Origin of the sequence: Pseudophaeobacter sp. C1-32P7, from assembly GCF_041008775.1 — a bacterium.
In the GTDB taxonomy this organism is placed as follows: domain Bacteria; phylum Pseudomonadota; class Alphaproteobacteria; order Rhodobacterales; family Rhodobacteraceae; genus Phycobacter; species Phycobacter gallaeciensis_A.
On the sequence record NZ_JAXGFR010000017.1, the window covers coordinates 1 to 20,409 of the forward strand.

The following is a 20,409-nucleotide window of genomic DNA, read 5'->3' on the forward strand; positions in this document are numbered from 1 at the left end:
ACTCGGCGTCAAGCCCGTCACAATTTACAGATATGTCGGCCCCAACGGGGAACTCAGAGAGAACGGAAGACGCGTCCTGGCCGCTTAGAGTGTCATTCTGCACTCAGCCGGAATCGACCCCAATCTGCGCAAGATCGCGCGTGACAACCGCGATCCGCAGGCCCCGCGCGCAGTGGTGCAACACTCGGATACCAATACGAAATCCTCCCGCCCGCTGGTGGCGGTGGCATCCACCCGCAAGCGGCAGGCGGCTGCCGCAGCCGTTTCTGCGCTTGAGGAGGCGGAGACGATCCTGCTCAGATCCGCCGCCCAATCGACCGCCCGAGCTGTGCAATACCAGCAAATCGCTGCGGCGCTTGGCTCCAACAAGGTCCTGCTACGCTCACTGTGATGCCGTCGGGGCTGATTACAGTCGCCCCTCTGCGATCCAGGTGTCCAGCTGGCGGCGGCTGATTTCGAAATGCATGCTGTCTTCGCGGCCAAAACCGGCCCCCCAGACCCAGCCTTCATCAAAGAAGAAATCGGCCATGATCGTCAGCCCCAGCTGCGTTTTGCCATCGGTGAAATTATCCAGCTTGCCGTCGATATTGAGATCCACCGCCAGACCGTAGCTGTGCGTCGACAGGGAATTCACCGTGCCGCGGATCCGCCGCACGCAAAGGGCGCCGGCGGTGTTGATCCGGGAATAAAGGTCCGGGTCGACGCTGCGGATATTCTCGAACACGATCCGCAGGCTTTCGATTGCGGGCTGCAACATGCTGACACGGATCGGGCCAACCTGCTCGGTTACGAGTTTTTCCTTCAAATCCGGGTTGGTCATGGGCTGGCAGCTGTCGCTCAGATCCTCACGCGGGCGCCCCAGTTTTTCGGACAGATACCTGCCCCCGGCCACGTTCAGGCCCCGGTTTACATTCAACCGGTCTGCGATCAGCACCACCTGCGCATAATCAAGGTCTGTGCCTTCGGTCTGCTCCCAGATCTGACGTTCGCCGTCAGCGTCCGGGAGAAAAGGGGCGTTGGAGCCTGCTCCTCCCGCGGGCAGGCGCGCAATCTCTGTCTGAAGGTCACTCATCCGGAGTTGCAGATCCTCGATCTGCTGACGGAGCATTTCCAGTTCGATCCGCGCCGTGGAATCGACGGCCCCGCCTGCATAGTCTTCATCAGACATAAGCCAGCTCAGGCCGAACCAGACAACGGGCGCCAGGACGATGCCTGTCGCGATGATAACTGCCGAAACGACGCGCATAGAACCCTCAACATACTACGCCCCTATTGAATGCCCTGAACCAGCCTTCGTAAAGCCCTCAATTCCATCCGTCGCGGATAGGGCAGAGTTTAGGGGTTTTTGCAGCGCTGTTTGCGGCCGCCCATTGGCAGATCAACAAGTGTGGTATAGGCTTTTATTCAGTATATGTTTTCAACGTAAGGGACAGGTTATGGTCCGGTTTCGCATTATTTCTGCCTGTATTCTGAGTTTGGGTGTGTTGCAGGCGCCTGACGCTATGGCCCAGTCTGCCGATGACGGCCCCTCGGTCGAAGAAATCACCCAAGCCTTCAAGAAGCAAAAAACCCGCGGTCTAGTCATCGTGCCGAACGCGGCGACGTCCTCTTCGGCGCAGAGCGACGACACTGCGGAAACGGCCACCGTTGCCGCTGCTGCGGAAGAATATAACCCGGTTGAGCGGCAATCGCAGATCAACGTCCAGATTTCCTTTGATTTCGACAGTGCAGCCCTGCGCACGGATCAGGAGCCGAAGCTGGCCAATATGTGCGAGTCGATGAAGCTAATGCAGGGCACCGTGTTCCAGATCATTGGTCACACCGACAGTTCGGGCTCGGCCGAATACAATGAACGCCTGTCTCTGCTGCGGGCGCAGGAAGTTCGGCGCCATCTGATCGGCTCCTGCGGCATTCCCGAGGACATGCTGAAAGCGATCGGCATGGGGGAAACCGCACCCTTTGATGAAAACGATCCGCGGGCCGATGAAAACCGCCGTGTCGAGTTCCAGGCTCTGGGCTGAGGGATGAACGTCGCTTCGGGCGGGTACAAGGCGGGACATGACAGATGATCGAATCCCGCCCCGGTGATATTTTTCAACCCGGTGATCTGCTGAACAACACCTACCGGATCGAGATGCTGTTGGGTCGCGGTGGCACTTCGGATGTCTACAAGGCGCGCTCGGAAATCTCCGGCAATCTGGTGGCGATCAAGGTTCTCAAACAGGAACTCTCTGCCAACGAGGACTTTCAGGTCCTGATGGCCCGCGAGGAAAACATCCGCGAAATCCGCCATGACGCGGTGGTGCGCTATTCGGAAAATCACCGCACCCCGGATGGGCATATCTACCTGCTGATGGATTACGTCGACGGGCCGGGGCTGGATCGGAAGCTGAAACAGGGACCGATGTCTGCCGATGATCTGATGATCATCTGCAAACGCGTGGCGCAGGGTCTGCAATCCGCCCATGCACGCAAGATCGTGCACCGGGACCTGAGCCCGGACAATATCATCCTGCGCGGCGGTGATCCGGCCGAGGCCGTGATCATCGATTTCGGCATCGCCAAGGATACCAACCCAGGTGCCCAGACGATTGTCGGTAATGAATTCGCCGGCAAATATTCTTATGCCGCGCCCGAGCAGATGAGCGGGCAAACCGACGCCCGGTCGGATATCTACTCGCTTGGCGCCTTGCTGCTGGCGAATTTTCGCGGCGCGCCGCCGTCGCTGGGCGCAAACCCCATGGAAGTGGTGGAAAACAAGCAGAAGCCGCTGGATACCTCGGGTGTGCCCGACCCCTTGAAGGGGCTGATCGACCGCATGTGCGCGCCGGATCCTGCGGACCGGTTTCAAAACGCAGCAGAGGTTCTGGCCTATATCGATGACCCGGACCCCCGCCCTGCTGGTACGCCGCCCAAGGCAGACACTCCACCCCCGGCGGAAGAAGCCACGATCATTGTTCCGAAGACCGCAGCGCCAACCGCAAAACCTGCGCCCTCGACGCCTCCGGTAGACGAAAAACCGGCAAAAGGGCGCGGTGGCCTCGTGGCGGTTATCCTCCTTATAGGTGTGCTGGGTCTGAGCGTTGGCGGCTATTTCGCCGGGCTGTTTGGCAATCTCACTGGACCATCCCTGCCGGTTGCCGAACCTTTCACGCTGATTATTGAAAAATCCGCAGGGGCCCCGGCCCGGGCAACCGGGAACATGCCGTCTGAGGCGAGCCTCACTGCGCTGCAGGACATGGTTGAAACCACGGATGTCTCTCTGGCGTCAGGGGCAATCGCCGACAGCTGGGGCGACGATGTACTGGCAACCATTGCGCCGCTGGATCAACTCGGTGAATGGCGTCTTGCCGTCAGCAACAATCAGGGCAGACTGAGCGGCGTGACGCAGGATGCCGAACTGGCGGCGTCGTTGAACGCGCGGTTTGCCGATGGGCTGCCGGGAGCACTGGACGGCGCGGTCGATATCGTTTTCAAACTGCCTGTTCTGGCGCGGGAAGAGGTCCTGTCGGTGATCGCTGATCATCAGGACTGCGGCCCGTTGCAACTGTCCGGCACAGATGGAACCGGCGGCTTTGCGCCCGAGGATTCCATCGTGATCACCGGGCGGCTGGCGGAAACATCAACCCGCGTTGCCCTGTTCGATGCGCTGCGCGCCATCGCGAATGACCGCAAGGTGGTTCTGGACGCCGAAGTGCTGAACCCCGCCCTTTGCGTTGTAGAGCAGCGCCTTCCCAAGGCGCCTGCGGGCGGGGCAAAGGTCAGCTATACCCTTGGCGGGGAAGGCACGCCGAACCCATCGGGGCGGTTCTTCGTCGGGGAAAATCCGGTCATCGACGTGATCCTGCCGGAAGACATGACCGACGGCTTTCTGACCGTTTCAATCTTGGATGTCTCTGGCAACGTCTTTCATCTGTTGCCCAATATCGGACGTCCCGAGAATGCGATTGCGGACCTCAGAGATGGTGAGATCGGGCCGTTTTCCGTGCGCGTCGCCTTTGATTTGCAGGATGCAGCAGAAACCGGCGGGCTGGCGTTCAAGGTGGATGACAGCACCCTGGGCAAAAGCCGTATTCTGGTCCTGCATTCCTCGGAACCGCTGTTCGCGGGCATGCGTCCCACATCGGAAAGCGCGGTTGGTTTTGCCGAAGCGCTGCAGCAAAGCGCGGCAGAGGATGCGAGCCGGATCCTGTCGCTGGACAGCCGTATATTGGTGACAGCCCGCCCCTGATTGCGGCCTGTCGGACCCGCGTCCGTCAGAGCACGTCGACGACGATCACCGAGATATTGTCAGCCCCGCCCCCGGTCAGTGCGACCTGCACCAGCCGCTCGGCGACGGTTTCCAAGGGCGTGCTCGACAGAATATCCTCCAGCATGGAGAAGGTGGCATATTTCGTCAGCCCATCCGAGCAGATCAGGAACCTGTCGCCGCTTTCAGCGGTGCCGCGCACCTTGTCGAGTTCGAGATCCTCCCCGACCCCAACCGCGCGGGTGATGGCATTGGATTGTGGATGCTGATCCGCCTCATCCCAGCTCATCTTGCCGGAGTGGACGTATTCGGCGACCACGGAATGATCTGCCGTCAGCATGTCGATCTGCCCGCCATGGAGCCGGTAGATACGGCTGTCGCCGGCCCAGATACCGGCGAAATGGCCCTGCGCCATGATCAGGGCGGCAACCGTTGCACCAATGGTGCCGCCCCCCCGCGCCGTGGCCTCGGCCTGGATGGCGCGATGGGCGCCTTGCAAGGCATCACGCAGGGCATGCATCTTGGCCGCCGGGTCCAGCCCGCCGGGGATCATCGCGGCGGAATCCGCGATCAGACGGCTGGCATAATCGCCGGCATCATGGCCTCCCATCCCATCTGCAACCAGCCAGATGTCATGGTCCGGTAGCGCCAGCACCGCGTCTTCGTTGACCTTGCGTTGCAGTCCGACATGGGTCTGAACGGCATAGCGATAGGGGTGCATCGGATTCATAGCGGCCGGGCCTCCTGCCAGATGGGAGCCGTAAGATCGAACAGTCCCATTGCAGCCCCGCCTTGCGGCAGGCCCGGGCACATCATCATCCGCGGGCCGCTGTCCAAAACCGCAGTCCAGATGCTGGTATCAGCAGCCCGGCTGTCCAGCAGGGCTGCCGCCACGGTGTTTGGTAGATCCTCTGTCTGACCAGCGCCGGTCAGCACCAGCGTGTTGCCCGATGTGCGCAGCGGCGCCACCGCGCGCATGGCGGGCGGCTGCACCGCGCCGAGGGCTGCGGATAATTTGTCCTGTGTCATGCTGTCCTCCAATGCATCCAGGGCAATCGCCTCAAGCTGCTCAAACAGCTTTGTGTCGGTGAAATGATCCAGTACCGCAGGCCCCGGCGTGGCCAGAGGCGCCACCAGTGTCAGCGGAAACCGGCGGCCAACCCGGTCAACCGAGGGCATCAGGACCCCCGTCAGCTTTTCCGGCCCGGCAAGGCCCGCAGGTAATGAGAATCGCCAGATCGGCGCCGACATATAGCTGCGATCAAAGGCCGTGCCATAGGCGCTTTGCCCGGCCAGCAGCACCTGCTGCAGCCAGCCATCCCACAGGCGGACAAAACCGCCCGGCATGTTGATCCGGAAAAAATCTCCGACCGAGGGCATCTTGCCGAAGGCTCCGAACCCTGCCTCCATCACATCGACTTCGGGCAGCTGAATTTTGCCATCGCCGGCAGGGCAAAGGGATTTACGACAGATCCCGATTGCAACTCGAACAGGGCCAGACGCCCACCAACCCGGAAGTTCACCCGCCGCCGGTCGGTGACGTTAGTCCGGCGTACCTCGGCGGCATCCAGCAACCGGAACCAGGCCCAGGGCCCATCCCGCGACAGAACGTTTTCAATATTGCGCTTGTCCGGCAAAAGGGTGATCCGCGCCAGGCCGACCGTCCCCGGCCAGGTCACTGCAACCGGCGTGGGCTGTCCCATCCGGTGATTATAGGACACCTGCGTGCCGTCGATCTCCAGAAGAACCTCCTTGGCCTTTGAATCCAGCGCCTTGGGGGTGATCTGGAACTGGACCACCGGCGTGTCGCCCCCGGCAAAGAAGGCATCACGTATTTCAGCGGCATACTGCATCTGTTCCAGCACCGCTTGGCTGATCCCCAGATCGACATCATTGACGCGTTTCCAGGTCCACGGGCGGCTGCGGGTATCGACATATTTCAGCAGGTTCTCGTCAAAGAAACTGTCGATCAGCCCGCCCGGCGCAAACAGTTTTGCAAAATCCACCATCGCCACATCGGCACGGGCGCGCCGGTTGAAGGGATAGCGGTTATCCAGCGCCTTTTCGCAGAAGGGCAGAACCGAGGCCTGCCAGCGGGCATTGATCGATGCGCGGGTTCCTTCCGAGGTAATGCCGGAAGAGCCCGTCGAGATCTGCATGGCCCAGCGTTGCACCGGCCCGTCGATCCGCGAGGCCGTTTGCTGGAACTGCAGTAGGGCCTGCCCGCTTTCGCCCGAGGTCACGCCGCTGAACGACATCTTGTTCAGCTCCTGATACACGAGTTGCAGAGAGACCATGAGGTCGTCCAGCCGCGAGGGCTGCCCTTCGGGGCGGTCCACCAGATCGTGCAGCCACTGGAATCGGTCCTGCACATAGGCACCCGGTGGCTTTGGCGGCTCGCCGGAGGCGGTCGATGCCGAGCTGACAAGTGCCTCAAGCAGGATTTGTCCTTGGATAGACAGGCTGGACCGGGTTTCGATGGCTGCCACCTGCGACACGCCTTCGCCTAGGGATTCCGTGTTCAGTTGCGAGCGGTCCTCCGCCAGGCTGGTTTCCTGGCTGACCGCCGTCAGGATATTGGTGATCGGAGAGGTCGGCCCGGACAGCACATTGGTCACCTCGACCGCATGGCTGAGGCTTTCCAGCGGCACGATGTCCACATCCCCCAGCACCTGATCATACCGGGTGATATAGTCGTTGTAATAAAGGTCGAGCACATCCCGGCTGAGCGCAAGAAGCGCGGCTTCGCTCTGGATCTGCTCACCGCCGCGGTCACCCAGCACCCAGACCTCGCGCTGGACACGTTCCGACACGCTCACCGCTTCGGGCAGGAAGACGTTGTGAAACCCGTCATAGGTAAAGATGCCTTCGACACCCTCGTTCAGCGGCTTGTCGGAGCTGCGCACCAACACCCGTTTCACCGACGGCCCGCCAATATCAGTCAGCCGCCATTTCGGCAGGCTGGTGGCAGTGTTCGAATTGATGATGCCATTATAGACCCGTTGTGCCAGCGGCATTTCCGACAGGATATTCTGGGCCTGCTCCACCAGCGGACCATTCAGCGCGATCTCGGTCATCGGCTGGGACAGCATCGCCGTCAGGTGATCCATCAGATCCGCCCGCAGTTGCGCCCGCACCGTTCCGGGATAGGCCACCGATTCCCAGTCAAGCTGCATCCATTCCTTGATCAGATCCGGGTTCATCGGCCCCTGAAGCCCCAGCATCAGGTAGATTTTCAGCGCCTCATAGAGAACATCCGGGTTGTTCATATTGGCGCTGATCTGCTCTTCCAGCCGGACCAGAAGACGGGGCAGCAGCCGCTGGTTCAGCGCGGCGCGATAGGTCTGCGCCGCCTCTGTTCCGATCACCTCACCCTGGTAAAGACCATAGGTCATGGCGCGCTCCGGCTCCGGATCCGAAAGAACCGGGTTGCCGGGCATGTCACGCAGCAGGTTCAGCGCAGCGGCCACCGGCACCAGATCAGTATCGCCCACCGGGCTGGGCGGCAGTTCGGCCGCGGCCGCCTGATAGGCTGCGGCCTGCCCGGCGGCCTGTTCGATCAAGGCGGCGTTCTTCAGGTAGGAATTCACCCAAAGCGCCCCGGTCACCGAGGCAAAGATCACCGTGGCGGCAATGGCGGCGCGGCGGGTCCAGCGATAGCGGCGCTCAACCTTGTCATCGGCAGAGACAAGCCCGGCCTCGGGGAACATTACCCCTTCGAACAGGCGGGTCAGAAAGTAGGACCGCCCACTGCCCTGCCCGGTTCCGATGGCTTGACGGCCAATGCCGAAGGTCTGCGCCATACCCAGCATCAGCCGGTCGATCGGCGTGCCTTCCTGGGTGCCCGAGGTGAAATAGACCCCGCGCAGCATCTGACGCTGATCATAGCGGTTATCCTGAAAGACTTCGGTCAGGAAATCGCGGGCCACCCGGCGCATTGAGGCCACCTGCCCCGGAAAACCCGCCACCAGCGCCCGCCGCTGGTGATCGCTTTCGCCCTGCATCTTCTCCAACAGCTGCGCGTTCAATTGCCCCAGAAGGGCTGCAAATTCCTCGTCAAAGCCTGCAATCGGGGCAGCCTCTTTCTTGCCCTTGGGCAGCGGCAGGGTGAAACCCCAGACCTGTTCGCGCTCTTCCTTGCCCAGAGCATCGAAATACTCCTGAAAGCCCGCGATCAGATCAGCCTTGGTGAACAGCACATAGACGGGAAAGCGCACGCCGAGTTTCTCGCGCAGCTCGGACAGGCGGCGGCGCACGGCCTGGGCGTGAGATTTCTGGGTGATCTCGTCCTGAAGGGACAGGTCTGACAAGGAAATCGCGATGATCGCCCCGTTGATCGGCTGGCGTTTGCGGTACTTTTTCAGCAGGCCAAGAAAGCCCAGCCAGGCGGCATTATCCGCATCCGCATCGCTTTCCTGCGTGGTATAGCGTCCGGCGGTATCGATCAGCACCGCCTCATTGGTGAACCACCAATCGCAATTGCGGGTGCCGCCGACGCCGCCAATCGCGGCCTTGCCCATCTTGTCCGCCAGGGGAAACTGCAGGCCGGAATTGACAATTGCAGTGGTCTTACCGGCGCCGGGCGGGCCGATCATCACGTACCAGGGCAGATCCCTGAGGTGACGGCGCCCGTTCTTGGACTTGCGCAATTCGGCCATGGCCTGTTTGAACTTGCCGCGCAATTCACCGATCTCCTCGGCCAGGACATCGTCCTCTTCCGGCACCTCCGTGGCCTCGGCCATGTCTTCGGTCATCTGGCGATCCCGGCGGCGACGACGCCAGAAAACCAAACCGATAATCATCAGGATCACCACCCAGATCACGCCGATGGTAATGCCGCGCGACAGGATGCTGTCAAAGGGGCGCCAATCCTCCGAGCCGATGAAAGGTGCGAAATACCACACGCAGGCCGACAGACCGGCCGCCAGCAGGATCAGCACGAAATAGAGGGATCTGAACAGCGGCAGAATATAGCGGCGGATCATTCGTCAATCTCCTGCACCAGAAGGATTTCAATCCGGCGGTTCTTGGCCCGGCCTTCACGGGTGCCGTTGTCGGCAATAGGTTCCTTGTCGGCGCGGCCTTCTGCGGATAGGCGGTCAGGATCTGTCATCACGTCGGCCATTCCCGCCATCACCGATTTGGCGCGGGCCAGCGACAACGCCATGTTTGACGGAAACCGGGAAGAGCGGATCGGTATATTATCGGAGTGGCCGACGACGATGACCTTGCCCTTTTCATCGTTCAGCGACTCGGCCAGACGGTTGACCGGCCCCTTGAAAGCATCGGAAAGCTTGTCAGAGCCAGAGCCGAACATGCCGGATCCCGCCAGCCGGATGATCAGCAGGTTGCCCTTCTGAAACACCTCGACGATGCCTTCCTTGATCTCGGGATCAAGGAAACCCGACACCTTGGCCACTTGTTCTTCGATCGTGGGCGCAGGCGGCGGCGGAGGGGGCGGCGGCGCGCGTCGTTCCAGCTGCGCCGCAGGGCCGGAATCGATGATCGCAAGGCGACCAGAGACATTCTCGGTCTGGTTCGATAGGGCCCAGCTGAGGCCGGCATATTGCAACACCAGAAGCGCGCCGGTCACCGCCAGCGCAATCCAAACCAGACGCCAGGCCGACAGCGCCTTGAAGGGTTTTTTCACCCCCTCCCAATGTGGCGACAGATCCCATTCCAGCGGCCCGCGCTGATTGCGGATAATCCGGGCCAGCGCCGCGCGGATCTGCATCAGCTTCTCACTGCCACCCTGTTCGACGCGCAGGCGACCTTCAAATCCCAACGACATGCACATGTAGAGGAACTCCAACATGTCGATATTGGCGCCCGGCTCTTTTTCCAGCCGCGCCAGCAGGTCGTAAAACCGGTCCCCACCCACGGTTTCGCGGTGGAAAGTGCCCACCATGGATTGCAGGCCCCAGCTGGATTGCCCACCCCAGGGCGTGTTCAGCACCACATCATCCAGCGTCGCGCAAAGAGCGTAGCGCGCGACCTTGACCGTCTGCGCCGGAATACCCGCCTGCAAGGCGCGGTTTTCAAAGGCGCGCACCTCGGCCACGACGCTTTTGCGCAAAGCGTCCGGGTCCATGTGCTGCGCGCGGTTGCGGATACGGCTGATCAGGGCAAACAGGGTCGCGGCACAGGCCGTCAACTGGTTCATCCCGGTCAACGCCAGTTGCGAGGCTTTACCGGGGGATGCTTTTGGCGCAGCGGCGGCGGCCTGCGGAACGCCGTAGGACTCAGGTGCTGGTGGGGCATCCGGGTCTGCCGTCGGCTCGGCCGGTGGCACCGAGGGTTCAGGGCTTGGCATGGGCGCGGTCGCGCGCCGCCCGCCCGGATTGGGCTTGATCACCGTCTTGTCGGTATCACCCGGCTCGGCAAAGGGATCGTCATAATCACCCATATCTTTTTACCCTGTCACCCTTGTACAATTCTGCAGCCACCTGAGGGCGCCGCATGACGATCCGGTACCGGACCGCCCTACCCGTTTCTGATCGCCCACAGCTCCATCTTGAGCCCCGGATACTGCCCCGACACATGCACTGCGATGCCACCGGATGTGGTCATCTTGCGCCAATAGGGGCTGTCGGCATCCATTTCGAAGTATACCACACCCGCATGGTAGGGGATCTGCCGCGGCGCCACCGGCAAGGGGCGCAGCGTGATCCCCGGCAACGCGGAGTTCACCAGCTGACGGATTTCCTCGACCGGGCCGATCTTGGCCTGACCGGCAAAGTGGCGACGCACATCCTCGGCCGGGATCTCGGCGCTGACCGCCAGGACAAACCCGGCATTGCCCAGCAGTTTGCGGTCCGCGATGACCCCGACGGAAATACCGTATTTGCGCGGCTCCAGCTTGATTGAAATCGCGGTCTGTTCCAGCACCGAGCTGAGGTACTGCCGCAGGGTGCGGATCACCGGTGCGAAACAGCCCATCAGATTATCATGGGTATAGGCGGGGAATTCGGGTGCCTGTTTTTCCGTGGACATGAAAACCGACAACTCACCGGCCAGCCCGGTCAGCAGCATGAACAGCCGTTCGGGGTGCAGGTTTTCGATCTGCCGCAGATGGCGCACCATCGGTAGCGTGCGGTTGACCACCGTCAGCAGCAGAAAGTCGGACACATCCGCCACGCCGCGGGCGCCTCCGGCTTCGGCCAGACGTCCGGCCAGGGCCTCCATGCGATGCGCGAGAAGCCCTTCGAGTTCCCGCAAAAACCCCGAAAGCGCCGGAGCCGCACGCACATCCAGACAGGAGGGAATGAAGGCCTGATCCAGCACGATCTCCTGATCAGGGCGCACTTCGATGATCCGGGCCACAGGGATGGCCAGCAGGTCAGCCAGATCATCGACCTCAAGCGCGAATTGCAGCCGCATCTTGCCCACATCCAAAGGCACCGGTTTGCGCTCGGCGCTGGTGACATCGGTCACCTCCTGCGTGTCGGGACGCAACCGGCTGGCCGAGCGTTCGGCGCCGGACAGATCCACCTCGGCAGCGCCCTGACGGCGTTGCGGCACGGTCAGGTAGACGACGCAGTCCTTGACCGTCGACGGCACCTCCATCGCGGGCGGATGCGGATCGGCCATAGGCACCCGGAACACCGTGCCATCATGGGTCAGCCCCTCGCAGGACTTCAGTGCAAACTGGCCGATTTTCAACGCCTCGTGGTCGATCTCAAGCCCGTTCACCCCCCAGGTATAGGGGCCAAGACGCCGCGCCAGCCCGCCGACAAGCGCCTCGGTATAGCGGTCGGCCTGCTGGAAATGATGAGGCTGCAGAAACAGCCCCTCGGTCCAAAGCACTTTACTGTCCCAGGACACTGGGTTCTCCTTTTAATTGGACCACGCGCAGGGCGCGGGTCAGTCTTTCAACCGATCCAGCTGAGCCTTGTAGGCCCGCGCAAATTCGCGGCTGAACAGGTCGTGAAAATCGTTTTCCGCCTGATCTGAAATCTCGGCGTATAGTTGTTCGTAAACATCCCAATAGCGTGCCTTCTTGCCGCGCAAGATCCCGCCAAGGCCGCCCTTGTCCTCGATCTGCGCCTCCAGCGCCTTGGGATCCAGACGGCCCAGCACCCCTTTGAGCGCGGCCTCCATGCCGGTGACCATGGCGACCTCATGCGCCTTGATATCCTCCAACGCTTCTTCGGCAGCGGTTTCCGGCGACAGGTAGCCCTTGGTCGCGGGGCGGAGCATGGTCTCAATCGCCTGTTCCGGCGTGATCGAGAATTTCAACGGGTTGTTGCCGCCTGCGGAAATCATCGTCTGTTCGATCCGGAACTCGGATTTGATCGAGGTCCGAGTCATCAGGATTTCGCGCAGGCCCGCGATGAGGGTGTGCATGACCCGGCCCATCCTGCGCATGGCCGTCGCCGGATCTTCGCCTTTCAAGGCCGCCTCTTCGGCGCCGAGCCCTTCAAGGAAGGCCGCCGTGATCTGATCGCCAGATGCATCCGATGCCGCGGCCGCCGCTGTCTGATCAGTCGGCGGCGCGTCAGCCGGTTGCGGGGCTATTGGCTCCGGCGCGGTGTGTTGCGGCGGTGGCGCTGGTGCAGGATCTGGCTGCTGGTCCTCTGCAGGGGGGGCGGCTGGCGACATATCCGCGGGGGGTGGAGGCGGCGCAGCCACTGCTGGATCCGCGGGCGGGGTCGGCGCCTCGGAAGATCCCTCGATCCCCGAAAGGAAATCATCATCCCAATCATCCGGGATGAGCGCCGAAGATGACGTGCTGGGCGATGCAAAACTGTCCTGCGCCGAGGGGGCATGGCTGGGCAGGCTGGCGCCCTCCCCTTCGCGGCCATCACTGGCCTTCTGGAAAAACGGATCTTCGTCTTCGCCCATCGGCGGCAGCAATTCGTCGATGGGATCTACCGGGTTCAGCTGCGAGGGGCCGGTCGGCTCCGACCCGCCCAGAAGATCATCCAGAAAATCACGCCCCGGACCGGCATCGTCCAACAGCGCCAGCGGGTCCGGCGCGTTCTCGGCCACACCGGGTGACATCGGTGCCGCCTCCAGTGGCGCTGCAATGCCCGCATCCGGTTCGGCCAGATCATCCCGGATTTCGATGACCAACTCGTAATTCCCGATACAGATCACATCACCGTTGTTGAGCGGTGTCGGTGTGCGACCAAGCGGGATTTTCGAGTAGTTGAGAAAGGTGCCGTTGGAGCTGAGATCGACGATCACGACCGAGCCGTTGTGATCCTCGATCACGCAGTGATGGCGCGACAGCATCTGATCGGGATCCGGCAGCACCATATCATTGCTGGCGCCGCGCCCGACGGTCAGGCTGGCCCCCCGCATCGGCACCGGCGCCGCATCGCCAGGCATCGTTCCCGAGCTCTGAAATTTGAGCGTCACCGCCATAGTCGCGATTATCCTCCTACAATCACTGTCACCTGCCCCATGGTGATCATGCCACCACAGGCCGCGTTATCCAGAATGCGGGCGGCGGGCAGATTGTTGATCAGTACCGTCGCCGATCCCTTGATGATCGGATGCGGTGGGGCGGCCGTGCACATGTCGCTCATCCGGGCAGCAGGCAGGCCACCGACCAGAACGGTCACGGCGCAGGGCGGCAGAATCGGTGTCGGCACCGGCAGCACCGGTGGCGGCGGCGTCGATGGCAGCATGCAAGCATGCAGATCGGTCACGCGGGCCTGGGGCATTCCCATGTCAAACCACCTCCTCGTTACACTTCTTCAGAGGCCGCCGACGTGGCAGCCCCCTGACCATTGCCGCCGCGCGCAATATCCAGCGCTCGGGCGACCAACACACGGCCATGTTCTTCAAACCTATCAGACAATTGGCCCAACGCTACCATATTCATGGCAAAAGCGGCCGCCTCGGAGGCCCCGGCCGGCGCGGGATACTGACGCAGATCGCCCGGCCCCAAGGTGCCATCGGCATAAAGCACCGCCAGAGCACAATTGACCGTGTCATCATCCACATAGGCATGGTCCAGCGTGATGCGCGCCGCATCGCGGTTTTCCTCGCTCGGGTCCAGAACCCAGGCTTCGGAGGTGGTCAGTGACGGCGGATCCTTGGGCGAGCGCGGCCCGATATAATCACGCGCGGCAAGGCAGGCCCACCAGACCCGCTCCCGTGGCGGCAAAAGCACGGCAAGAAGACGCAACAGGTCCACCAAAGCGCCCTTGTCCGCCAGTTCTTTCAGCACCGCCGGGGCCGTTGCGGTCGGCGGAGACTGTAACGGGGTCTTCAGCAGAACATTCGCCCGCGACAGCAGCTTGGCGACCGGATCGGCGGGAAGCTTTTTCAGATCATCATAGTTTTCCGACATCGTTCCCACCTAGTTGATCAGCGTCAGGCCGCCCTTGAGGGTCAGCATTGCGTCGCCTTTGACCGTAGTCATCGGCGCCTTCGCCTCGACCATGCCGGAGCCTTCGATCTTGATCATCGGGCCCTTGATGGTGACACCCGAATTGTCGATCTTGACCGAGGATCCCCCCACCTTGAGCAGGATTTCCTGTCCCGCCGACATCTCGATCTTCCCGGCCGTCACATCCACGGTCAGATTGCCAAGCGAGACCGTTTCGGAGTGATTGCCCTTGGCAATCGTTTCGGTCAGGTTACCCGTGTCCACATCAAGGGTCATGTTGCCCTTCTGGATGGTTTCAGACTTGTCACCCGTCTCCACCAGTTCCGTGCGATCCCCGGATTTCACGGTTTCTGTCATGTTCTGCTTGATGGTCATCGCAAAACTTTTCTCGTCCGTGCCCGGCGCATCCGGATCAGGCGCATCCAGCCCCACCGTCACTGCTGAGCGATCCTTGACCAGCATCTGGTGATCCTTCTGCGCCTGAACACGCATCAGCTCCTCGCCGGCCTTGTCCTCGAACATCAGCTCGTTATAGCCGCCGCCGCCCTTGGACGAGTTGGTCTTGATCCCCAGCTGCGTCTGATCGTCGGGATATTTGTAGGGTGGCATTGTGTCGGAATTATAGAGCATTCCGGTGCAGATCGGGCGGTCCGGATTGCCGTCCTCAAACTGGATCACCACCTCCTGACCGATACGCGGCACTGCCACCATGCCCCAGTTCTTACCAGACCAGGGCGTGACGACGCGCACGAAACAACAGGCGGTTTCGTTCTTCTTGCCCTCCCTGTCCCAGTGAAACTGAACCTTGATGCGGCCATATTCATCGGTCCAGATTTCCTCGCCGCTTTGCCCGACAACCGTCGCGGTCTGAAGGCCCGGCACCTCGGGCCAGGGCGTCACCAGCGGGGCGCGGAACTGTTCCTGCTTTTCGATCGCGGAAAAGGTCGAAGCATAGGCGTCGCCTGCGACCTCTTCGGGGAAATCCATGTTGCGGGGTTTCACGTCCCGCCGCATCTCGCCCTCTTTGGCAGCGTCGCTCTTGCGGTCTTCCCTTTCGTTGTAATCCCCTGCCACCTGCAGATAGTGGATCGTATCCACCACCAGATATTCGCCATTGGCGTCACTGTCCGGGTGGTTTTTCAGAGTAAAGGTTCCACCAGTGCCAAGGGTGCGCACGCTGGAGGCACCGCGCCAGCGTTTATGAGCTATCGCTTCGGCTTCCATCCGTACCCGGGCCAGTTTTCCGCCTAGGCCGGTGTCTTTGCGGTGATGGCCCTGATAGTCGTAGACCTCGTAATCCTTGTGGCTGTGATTGCCGCGGGTGATCGAGTTATTGACCTTGAGATCCGCCATGGGTGAGGTGAAATCGAAATCATTCAGCGTCACCTTGCCTCGGGTCAGCGTTTCCTCGCGCGTCCATTCGGCAATGTGATCCTCGCGGCGGCGATCGCGATCATCGCGGGCATGGAATTCGATGGTCGATGAGCCGTTGATCGGGGAATGCCCGCTGATCCCGTCGCACAACACAAGGCTTTCGGCAGAATTCTTGTCCTTATTGCTGTCAAAGTAGAAATAAATGCCTTCCTCTTCCATCAGGCGGCACAGAAAGGCGTAGTCCGTTTCCCGGTATTGCAGGCAGTATTCCCGCTTTTCGTATGAATCGCTGAGCCGGTCGCGAAAATCGCTAAAACCATATTCGCTAAAGATCTGCTTGATGATGTCGACCGCCGACAGGTTCTGGAACACCCGGCTGTCAGAGGTGCGCGTCAACAACCAGAACCAGGGCCGGACCTCAGCCACATAGTGACCATAGCCATCCCGGAACCCCATGTTTTCAACCGAGATGCACAGGCCGGAAAACTTCTGGTCGCTTCCATCTGCCGTTGTCACATGCAGGTTCAGGGTCTGGCCGACGATCTCTTCCAGTTTGACCGCCTTGTTCTTGGACTGAAACGCGACCGTGGTTTCGGTCAGCTTGCTCAACCCTTCGCGCACGATGGCCCGTTTCAGGTGCAGGTCCCGGGCGCTGTAGCTGCCCGACATCCACACCATATCGCTTTCATGGGCTTTGCTCTCAACCATGGCGGCTCCTTTCACGAATGAAGGCCAGAGCGGACCCAGCCCGCCTTATGTCCATCCGAAACATCATAAATCATCCAATAGCGCAGCAAGATCGGCATCCATGCCATCGTCGTCGCCGCTGTCCTCATCAATATCTTCAAAAGACGCCAGCAAATCATCGAGATCGCCGCCGTCGTCGCCACCCGTATCAAGATCAAGGTCTTCGAGCCCCAGATCATCAAGGTTCAGATCGTCATCATCGCCACCATCTGAACCGGGAGCGATGTCCTCGCCGCCTGCGGCAGATGCAGCCTTGCGCGGATCGGGCGGCGAAGGTTCTGGGGCGGGCAGGCCGGTCCAAGGACCTAGGATTTCTCCGCCTTTCACCGACTGGAAGGAGGTCAGACGCAACTCGTCCCGTCCCTTGACCGCTGCAATCGCCATGAAGCCACGCTCATTGGCCATGGCGATCTTGTCCAGATCGATGTTGCGTTCGGTACAGGGCAGCGCCACCTGATCGCCAAACCGGTCATTCACATAATGATAGGGCATGCCGCCAAGGCTCATGATGCTGCCCAGCTGCATCGCAGCGCCATTGGCCTTGAAGGAGCGCGCCAGCAAAATGGCGACCAGAACCACCGGATTAGCCCAGAGCATCCCGCGCAGCCCCTCGGCCTCGGTAAACTCCTCGAAATCGAACTCGTAGATCGGATCGCTTTTGGCACCATAGGGGCGGCGCAGCAGGAACCGGGGACTGACCAATCCCAAATGCCCTGCTTCGGACATGCCCTGCAGGGTGTCCCAGGCCTCTGCCACAAGTTTCGGGCGTTCCTTTTTCGGCACCGCCAGAAAGGCGGGCGACATAGCGGCAAAGAAGGGCGCATCCACATGCGCAGCGACCCGCGCGATCCGGCCCAAAAGCTCCGCATGCGGCGGGGTTTCCTCGAAACCATAGAGGCCAATCAGCGCCGAATAGCCGCCACGCCCGTTTTCCTCGTCCAGCGGCTCCTCGGTCAGCAGGCGGGCAAAACCGCTTTGGGTCAGATCATCGGCGGCGGCCAGATCCGCCGCCAGTTCCTCGGCCGAAACGTCATAGAGCATGACCTCAAGACTGTCGTCGACCTCGACCGAGCGCGCGATCAGATCCAGCGCGCGCCACTGCGCTTCAACTGATTGGAATTCCGGATGATGCAGCACCAGCCGCATCGCATCAGACAGCGCTTCGTCCACCGCCACCTGCATCGCCGCCACGTCCGGATCTGGCAGCGCACGGATATGTGGACCAACGATACGGGCCAGCATCTCCTCGACCGGAGAGGCTTGCCGCAGCGCATTGCCGGTATCGCCGATCAGCTGCTGGAAGGCGCTGAGCCGCCGGTCCGCGGGCACCGAACTGCCTGCCGAGCGGGTTTTCGGCGCATGGGCACGGGTGCCGTGTTTCTCCGCCCAGGCGCGCAACGTCGCCGCCGCATGATCCGCCGTGGCGCCGCTTTGCAACTGTTTGCGCAGCCCCACGAGTTCAGAAAACAGCGCAACATTTTCAAACAGCTCATCCGGGTGCAGATCGTCCAGCGTGCCCAGCTTGACCGCGATGCCTGCGCCATCTTTGCCGATGGGCAGCACCAGTTCGGTGGCAAAGCTTTCGATCACATCCTCGACCGTATCGGGATCCAAGAGAACCGCTTTACGCGCAGCCAGGGCATCGCCGGTTTCGACAATACCGCGCGCCGCCCGGCCCGAAAAATCCCCGAACAGCGCCATGCGGAAGCGTTTTCTCACCAATTTCTGCGGCTCAGGACGGTCTGCGGAGAGGGTTCCAAATGCGAATTCCGGGTCCTTGTCAGCCTCGGCTTCCGCGGCTGCCGGAGGGGCCACCTCTTCTTTGGCTGTCTCATCTGCCGTGAGATCCCCCAGAAGATCATCCAGATCGTCGCCGCCTGCGTCCTCATCCTCGCTGGCAAGCCCAGCCAACAGATCGTCAAGATCATCATCGTCGGCCGTATCCGCAGTTTCCTCACCCGCCAACAGGGCATCCAGATCATCACCCGGATCATCCAGATCCGTCAGAAGAGCGTCGAGGTCATCGCTATTCTCAGCTTCATCTGTGATTTCATCAGGCTCTTTTTCCTCGGAAGCTTCGTCACCCAAGCCTGCGAGCAGGCTGTCCAGATCATCCTCATCTGCATCGTCGCTGGCGTCTTCTTCGAACCCGGACAACAAATCATCCAGATCATCGCCCGCCGCTTCCTCTGCCGCCTCTTCGGCTTCATCAGAGTCGTCCGAAGTCTCATCCGCGAGCAGAGCATCCAGATCGAAATCCGCATCACTCGGCTCTGCCTCGGACACCTCCTCATCATCGTCCGCCAGCAAAGCGGCAAGGTCATCGTCCGGAGCGTCATCCGGCTCTTGGACCTCGGTCGCATCCTGCAAGAGGGCTGCGAGATCGTCCTCCTCCTGCATCTGATCTGCCTGCCCTTCAGGCTCTTCATCTGCAGTCAAATCACCCAGAAGATCGTCCAGATCACTGTCCTCGGCCGCTGTCTCCTCTGCCTCGTCGCTCAGGCCCAGATCGGACAGGATATCATCCGCATCCCCTTCGTCCGCGTCGTCGTCGCCGACCCGATCCTCTTCAGAGATACCACCCAGAATGTCATCAAGGTCGGGATCAGCTTCCTCGCTATCCCCTGTCTCGACTTCCGCCAGAGAATTCAGCGCGTCCTCCGCTGTATCACTTGCCTCTGCCGCGTCGGTTTCCGGCTCGGCTAGCCCTTCCAACAGCGCCGCAACATCATCTTCCGGCGCTTCGGTTTCTGAAACTTCAACCGACGTAAGGCTGCTAAGGGCTGCCACCTGCGCAGTGTCTTCGCCTTCTGCCTCTTCGTCATCGTGGCTATCACTCAGGCCGAGATCCGAAAGGATATCATCCGCTCCCCCTTCGTCCGTGTCGTTGCCGCCGGTCGGCTCCTCTTCGGAAATGCCGCCCAGAATGTCATCGAGATCGGAGTCGTCTTCCTCGCTATCCCCTGTCTCGACTTCCGCCAGAGACTGCAGCGCGTCTTCCGTTGTATCGGCTTCCTCTACCGCGTCGGTTTCCGGCTCGGCTAAGCCTTCCAGCAGCGCCGCGACATCGTCCTCAGGCGCTCCACTGTCTGAAACCTCGATTGAGGCAAGACTGCTGAGAGCTTCTGCCTGCGCCGTCTCCTCCTCCGCGTCGCTGGTATCCTCCGGCACGCTCCCGAGGATATCTGCCAGCATGTCTTCTGTTTCCTCCTGCTCCGGCGGTGGCGCGGCGGTGGTCAGGGTATCGAGGGCTTTCAGTGCCTCCTCTTCGTCGCTGTCAGGATCCGTCTCTTCCGCCGAAGCCAGGCCGCCAAGGATATCGCCGACATCGTCCTCAGCAGTGTCCTCTGGCTCGATGGCCGTCAGGCTGTCCAGCGCGGCCAGAGCCGTATCCGGCGCGTCGCTGTCTTCGGTTTCGGGCAGACTGTCGAGCGCGGCGGACAGATCGTCCTGCGTCTCTTCCTCTTCTACCGGGGACTGCGAAAGGCCCTGCAACACCTGCGCCGCGTCATCCTTTTCAGGTGGCGTTGCCGTGTCCGTCGCCTCAATACCTCCAAGAACATCGTCGATGTCAGGCCCGGCATCCTCAGCGGCAGGTGCAGTGCTTGCGATCCCGGCCAGAACATCGGTCACCGTGTCAGCCCCCGGGTCCTGAGATGGTTCTGACCCCGCCAGATCCTTCAGGACATCCGCCGTC

14 protein-coding genes are annotated in these 20,409 nt (G+C 61.4%); 3 read left to right on the forward strand and 11 right to left on the reverse strand.

The genetic code is table 11. The annotated features are described in order from the left end of the window. Window positions 1-172 precede the first annotated feature (172 nt). Complete coding sequence (locus SM763_RS19200) at window positions 173-391, forward strand: hypothetical protein (protein WP_368999457.1); 219 nt, start codon at window positions 173-175, stop codon at window positions 389-391. 15 nt (window positions 392-406) lie between these two features. On the opposite strand, the gene SM763_RS19205 is transcribed toward SM763_RS19200, so the two are convergent. Next, window positions 407-1,246 carry a M15 family metallopeptidase gene (locus tag SM763_RS19205; RefSeq protein ID WP_274834032.1) on the reverse strand — a complete coding sequence of 280 codons (840 nt, stop codon included), beginning with the start codon at window positions 1,244-1,246 and terminating at the stop codon, window positions 407-409. Window positions 1,247-1,502: 256 nt separating this feature from the next. Here SM763_RS19205 and SM763_RS19210 point away from each other — a divergent pair, with 256 nt between their 5' ends. Both SM763_RS19210 and SM763_RS19215 read left to right on the forward strand, forming a co-directional pair. Next, complete coding sequence (locus SM763_RS19210; protein WP_368999458.1) at window positions 1,503-2,021, forward strand: OmpA family protein; 519 nt, start codon at window positions 1,503-1,505, stop codon at window positions 2,019-2,021. A 44-nt stretch (window positions 2,022-2,065) separates the two neighbouring features. Then, window positions 2,066-4,231, forward strand: a complete 2,166-nt coding sequence (locus tag SM763_RS19215) for a serine/threonine protein kinase (protein WP_368999459.1) — start codon at window positions 2,066-2,068, stop codon at window positions 4,229-4,231. A gap of 25 nt (window positions 4,232-4,256) precedes the next feature. Here the strand turns inward: SM763_RS19215 and SM763_RS19220 are convergent, their stop codons facing one another. The 10 genes from SM763_RS19220 to SM763_RS19265 all read right to left on the reverse strand — a co-directional run bounded on the left by SM763_RS19220 (window position 4,257) and on the right by SM763_RS19265 (window position 19,907). Next, complete coding sequence (locus SM763_RS19220) at window positions 4,257-4,979, reverse strand: PP2C family protein-serine/threonine phosphatase (protein WP_274830711.1); 723 nt, start codon at window positions 4,977-4,979, stop codon at window positions 4,257-4,259. Next, window positions 4,976-5,659 carry a type VI secretion system-associated protein TagF gene (tagF, locus tag SM763_RS19225; RefSeq protein WP_368999460.1) on the reverse strand — a complete coding sequence of 228 codons (684 nt, stop codon included), beginning with the start codon at window positions 5,657-5,659 and terminating at the stop codon, window positions 4,976-4,978. The genes SM763_RS19220 and tagF overlap by 4 nt, the downstream gene beginning before the upstream one ends. Next, window positions 5,659-9,234: a type VI secretion system membrane subunit TssM gene (gene tssM / locus SM763_RS19230; RefSeq protein ID WP_368999461.1), complete on the reverse strand. Its 3,576-nt coding sequence runs from the start codon at window positions 9,232-9,234 to the stop codon at window positions 5,659-5,661. The genes tagF and tssM overlap by 1 nt, the downstream gene beginning before the upstream one ends. Then, on the reverse strand, window positions 9,231-10,655 hold the full coding sequence (icmH, locus tag SM763_RS19235; RefSeq protein WP_368999462.1) for a type IVB secretion system protein IcmH/DotU: 1,425 nt from the start codon (window positions 10,653-10,655) through the stop codon (window positions 9,231-9,233). Before icmH ends, tssM begins: the two co-directional genes overlap by 4 nt. Window positions 10,656-10,732: 77 nt before the next feature. Continuing rightward, on the reverse strand, window positions 10,733-12,073 hold the full coding sequence (gene tssK, locus SM763_RS19240) for a type VI secretion system baseplate subunit TssK (protein ID WP_274866621.1): 1,341 nt from the start codon (window positions 12,071-12,073) through the stop codon (window positions 10,733-10,735). Between the two features lie 39 nt (window positions 12,074-12,112). Beyond that, complete coding sequence (gene tagH / locus SM763_RS19245) at window positions 12,113-13,618, reverse strand: type VI secretion system-associated FHA domain protein TagH (protein WP_368999463.1); 1,506 nt, start codon at window positions 13,616-13,618, stop codon at window positions 12,113-12,115. A gap of 8 nt (window positions 13,619-13,626) precedes the next feature. Next, entirely contained in the window at window positions 13,627-13,926 is a 300-nt protein-coding gene (locus tag SM763_RS19250) for a PAAR domain-containing protein (protein WP_274830717.1), read from the reverse strand. A 17-nt stretch (window positions 13,927-13,943) separates the two neighbouring features. Next, on the reverse strand, window positions 13,944-14,552 hold the full coding sequence (locus SM763_RS19255) for a DUF6931 family protein (protein WP_274830718.1): 609 nt from the start codon (window positions 14,550-14,552) through the stop codon (window positions 13,944-13,946). Window positions 14,553-14,561: 9 nt separating this feature from the next. Then, window positions 14,562-16,673: a type VI secretion system Vgr family protein gene (locus SM763_RS19260; RefSeq protein WP_274834013.1), complete on the reverse strand. Its 2,112-nt coding sequence runs from the start codon at window positions 16,671-16,673 to the stop codon at window positions 14,562-14,564. A gap of 63 nt (window positions 16,674-16,736) precedes the next feature. Continuing rightward, on the reverse strand, window positions 16,737-19,907 hold the full coding sequence (locus SM763_RS19265; protein WP_368999486.1) for a type VI secretion system contractile sheath domain-containing protein: 3,171 nt from the start codon (window positions 19,905-19,907) through the stop codon (window positions 16,737-16,739). Window positions 19,908-20,409 lie beyond the last annotated feature (502 nt).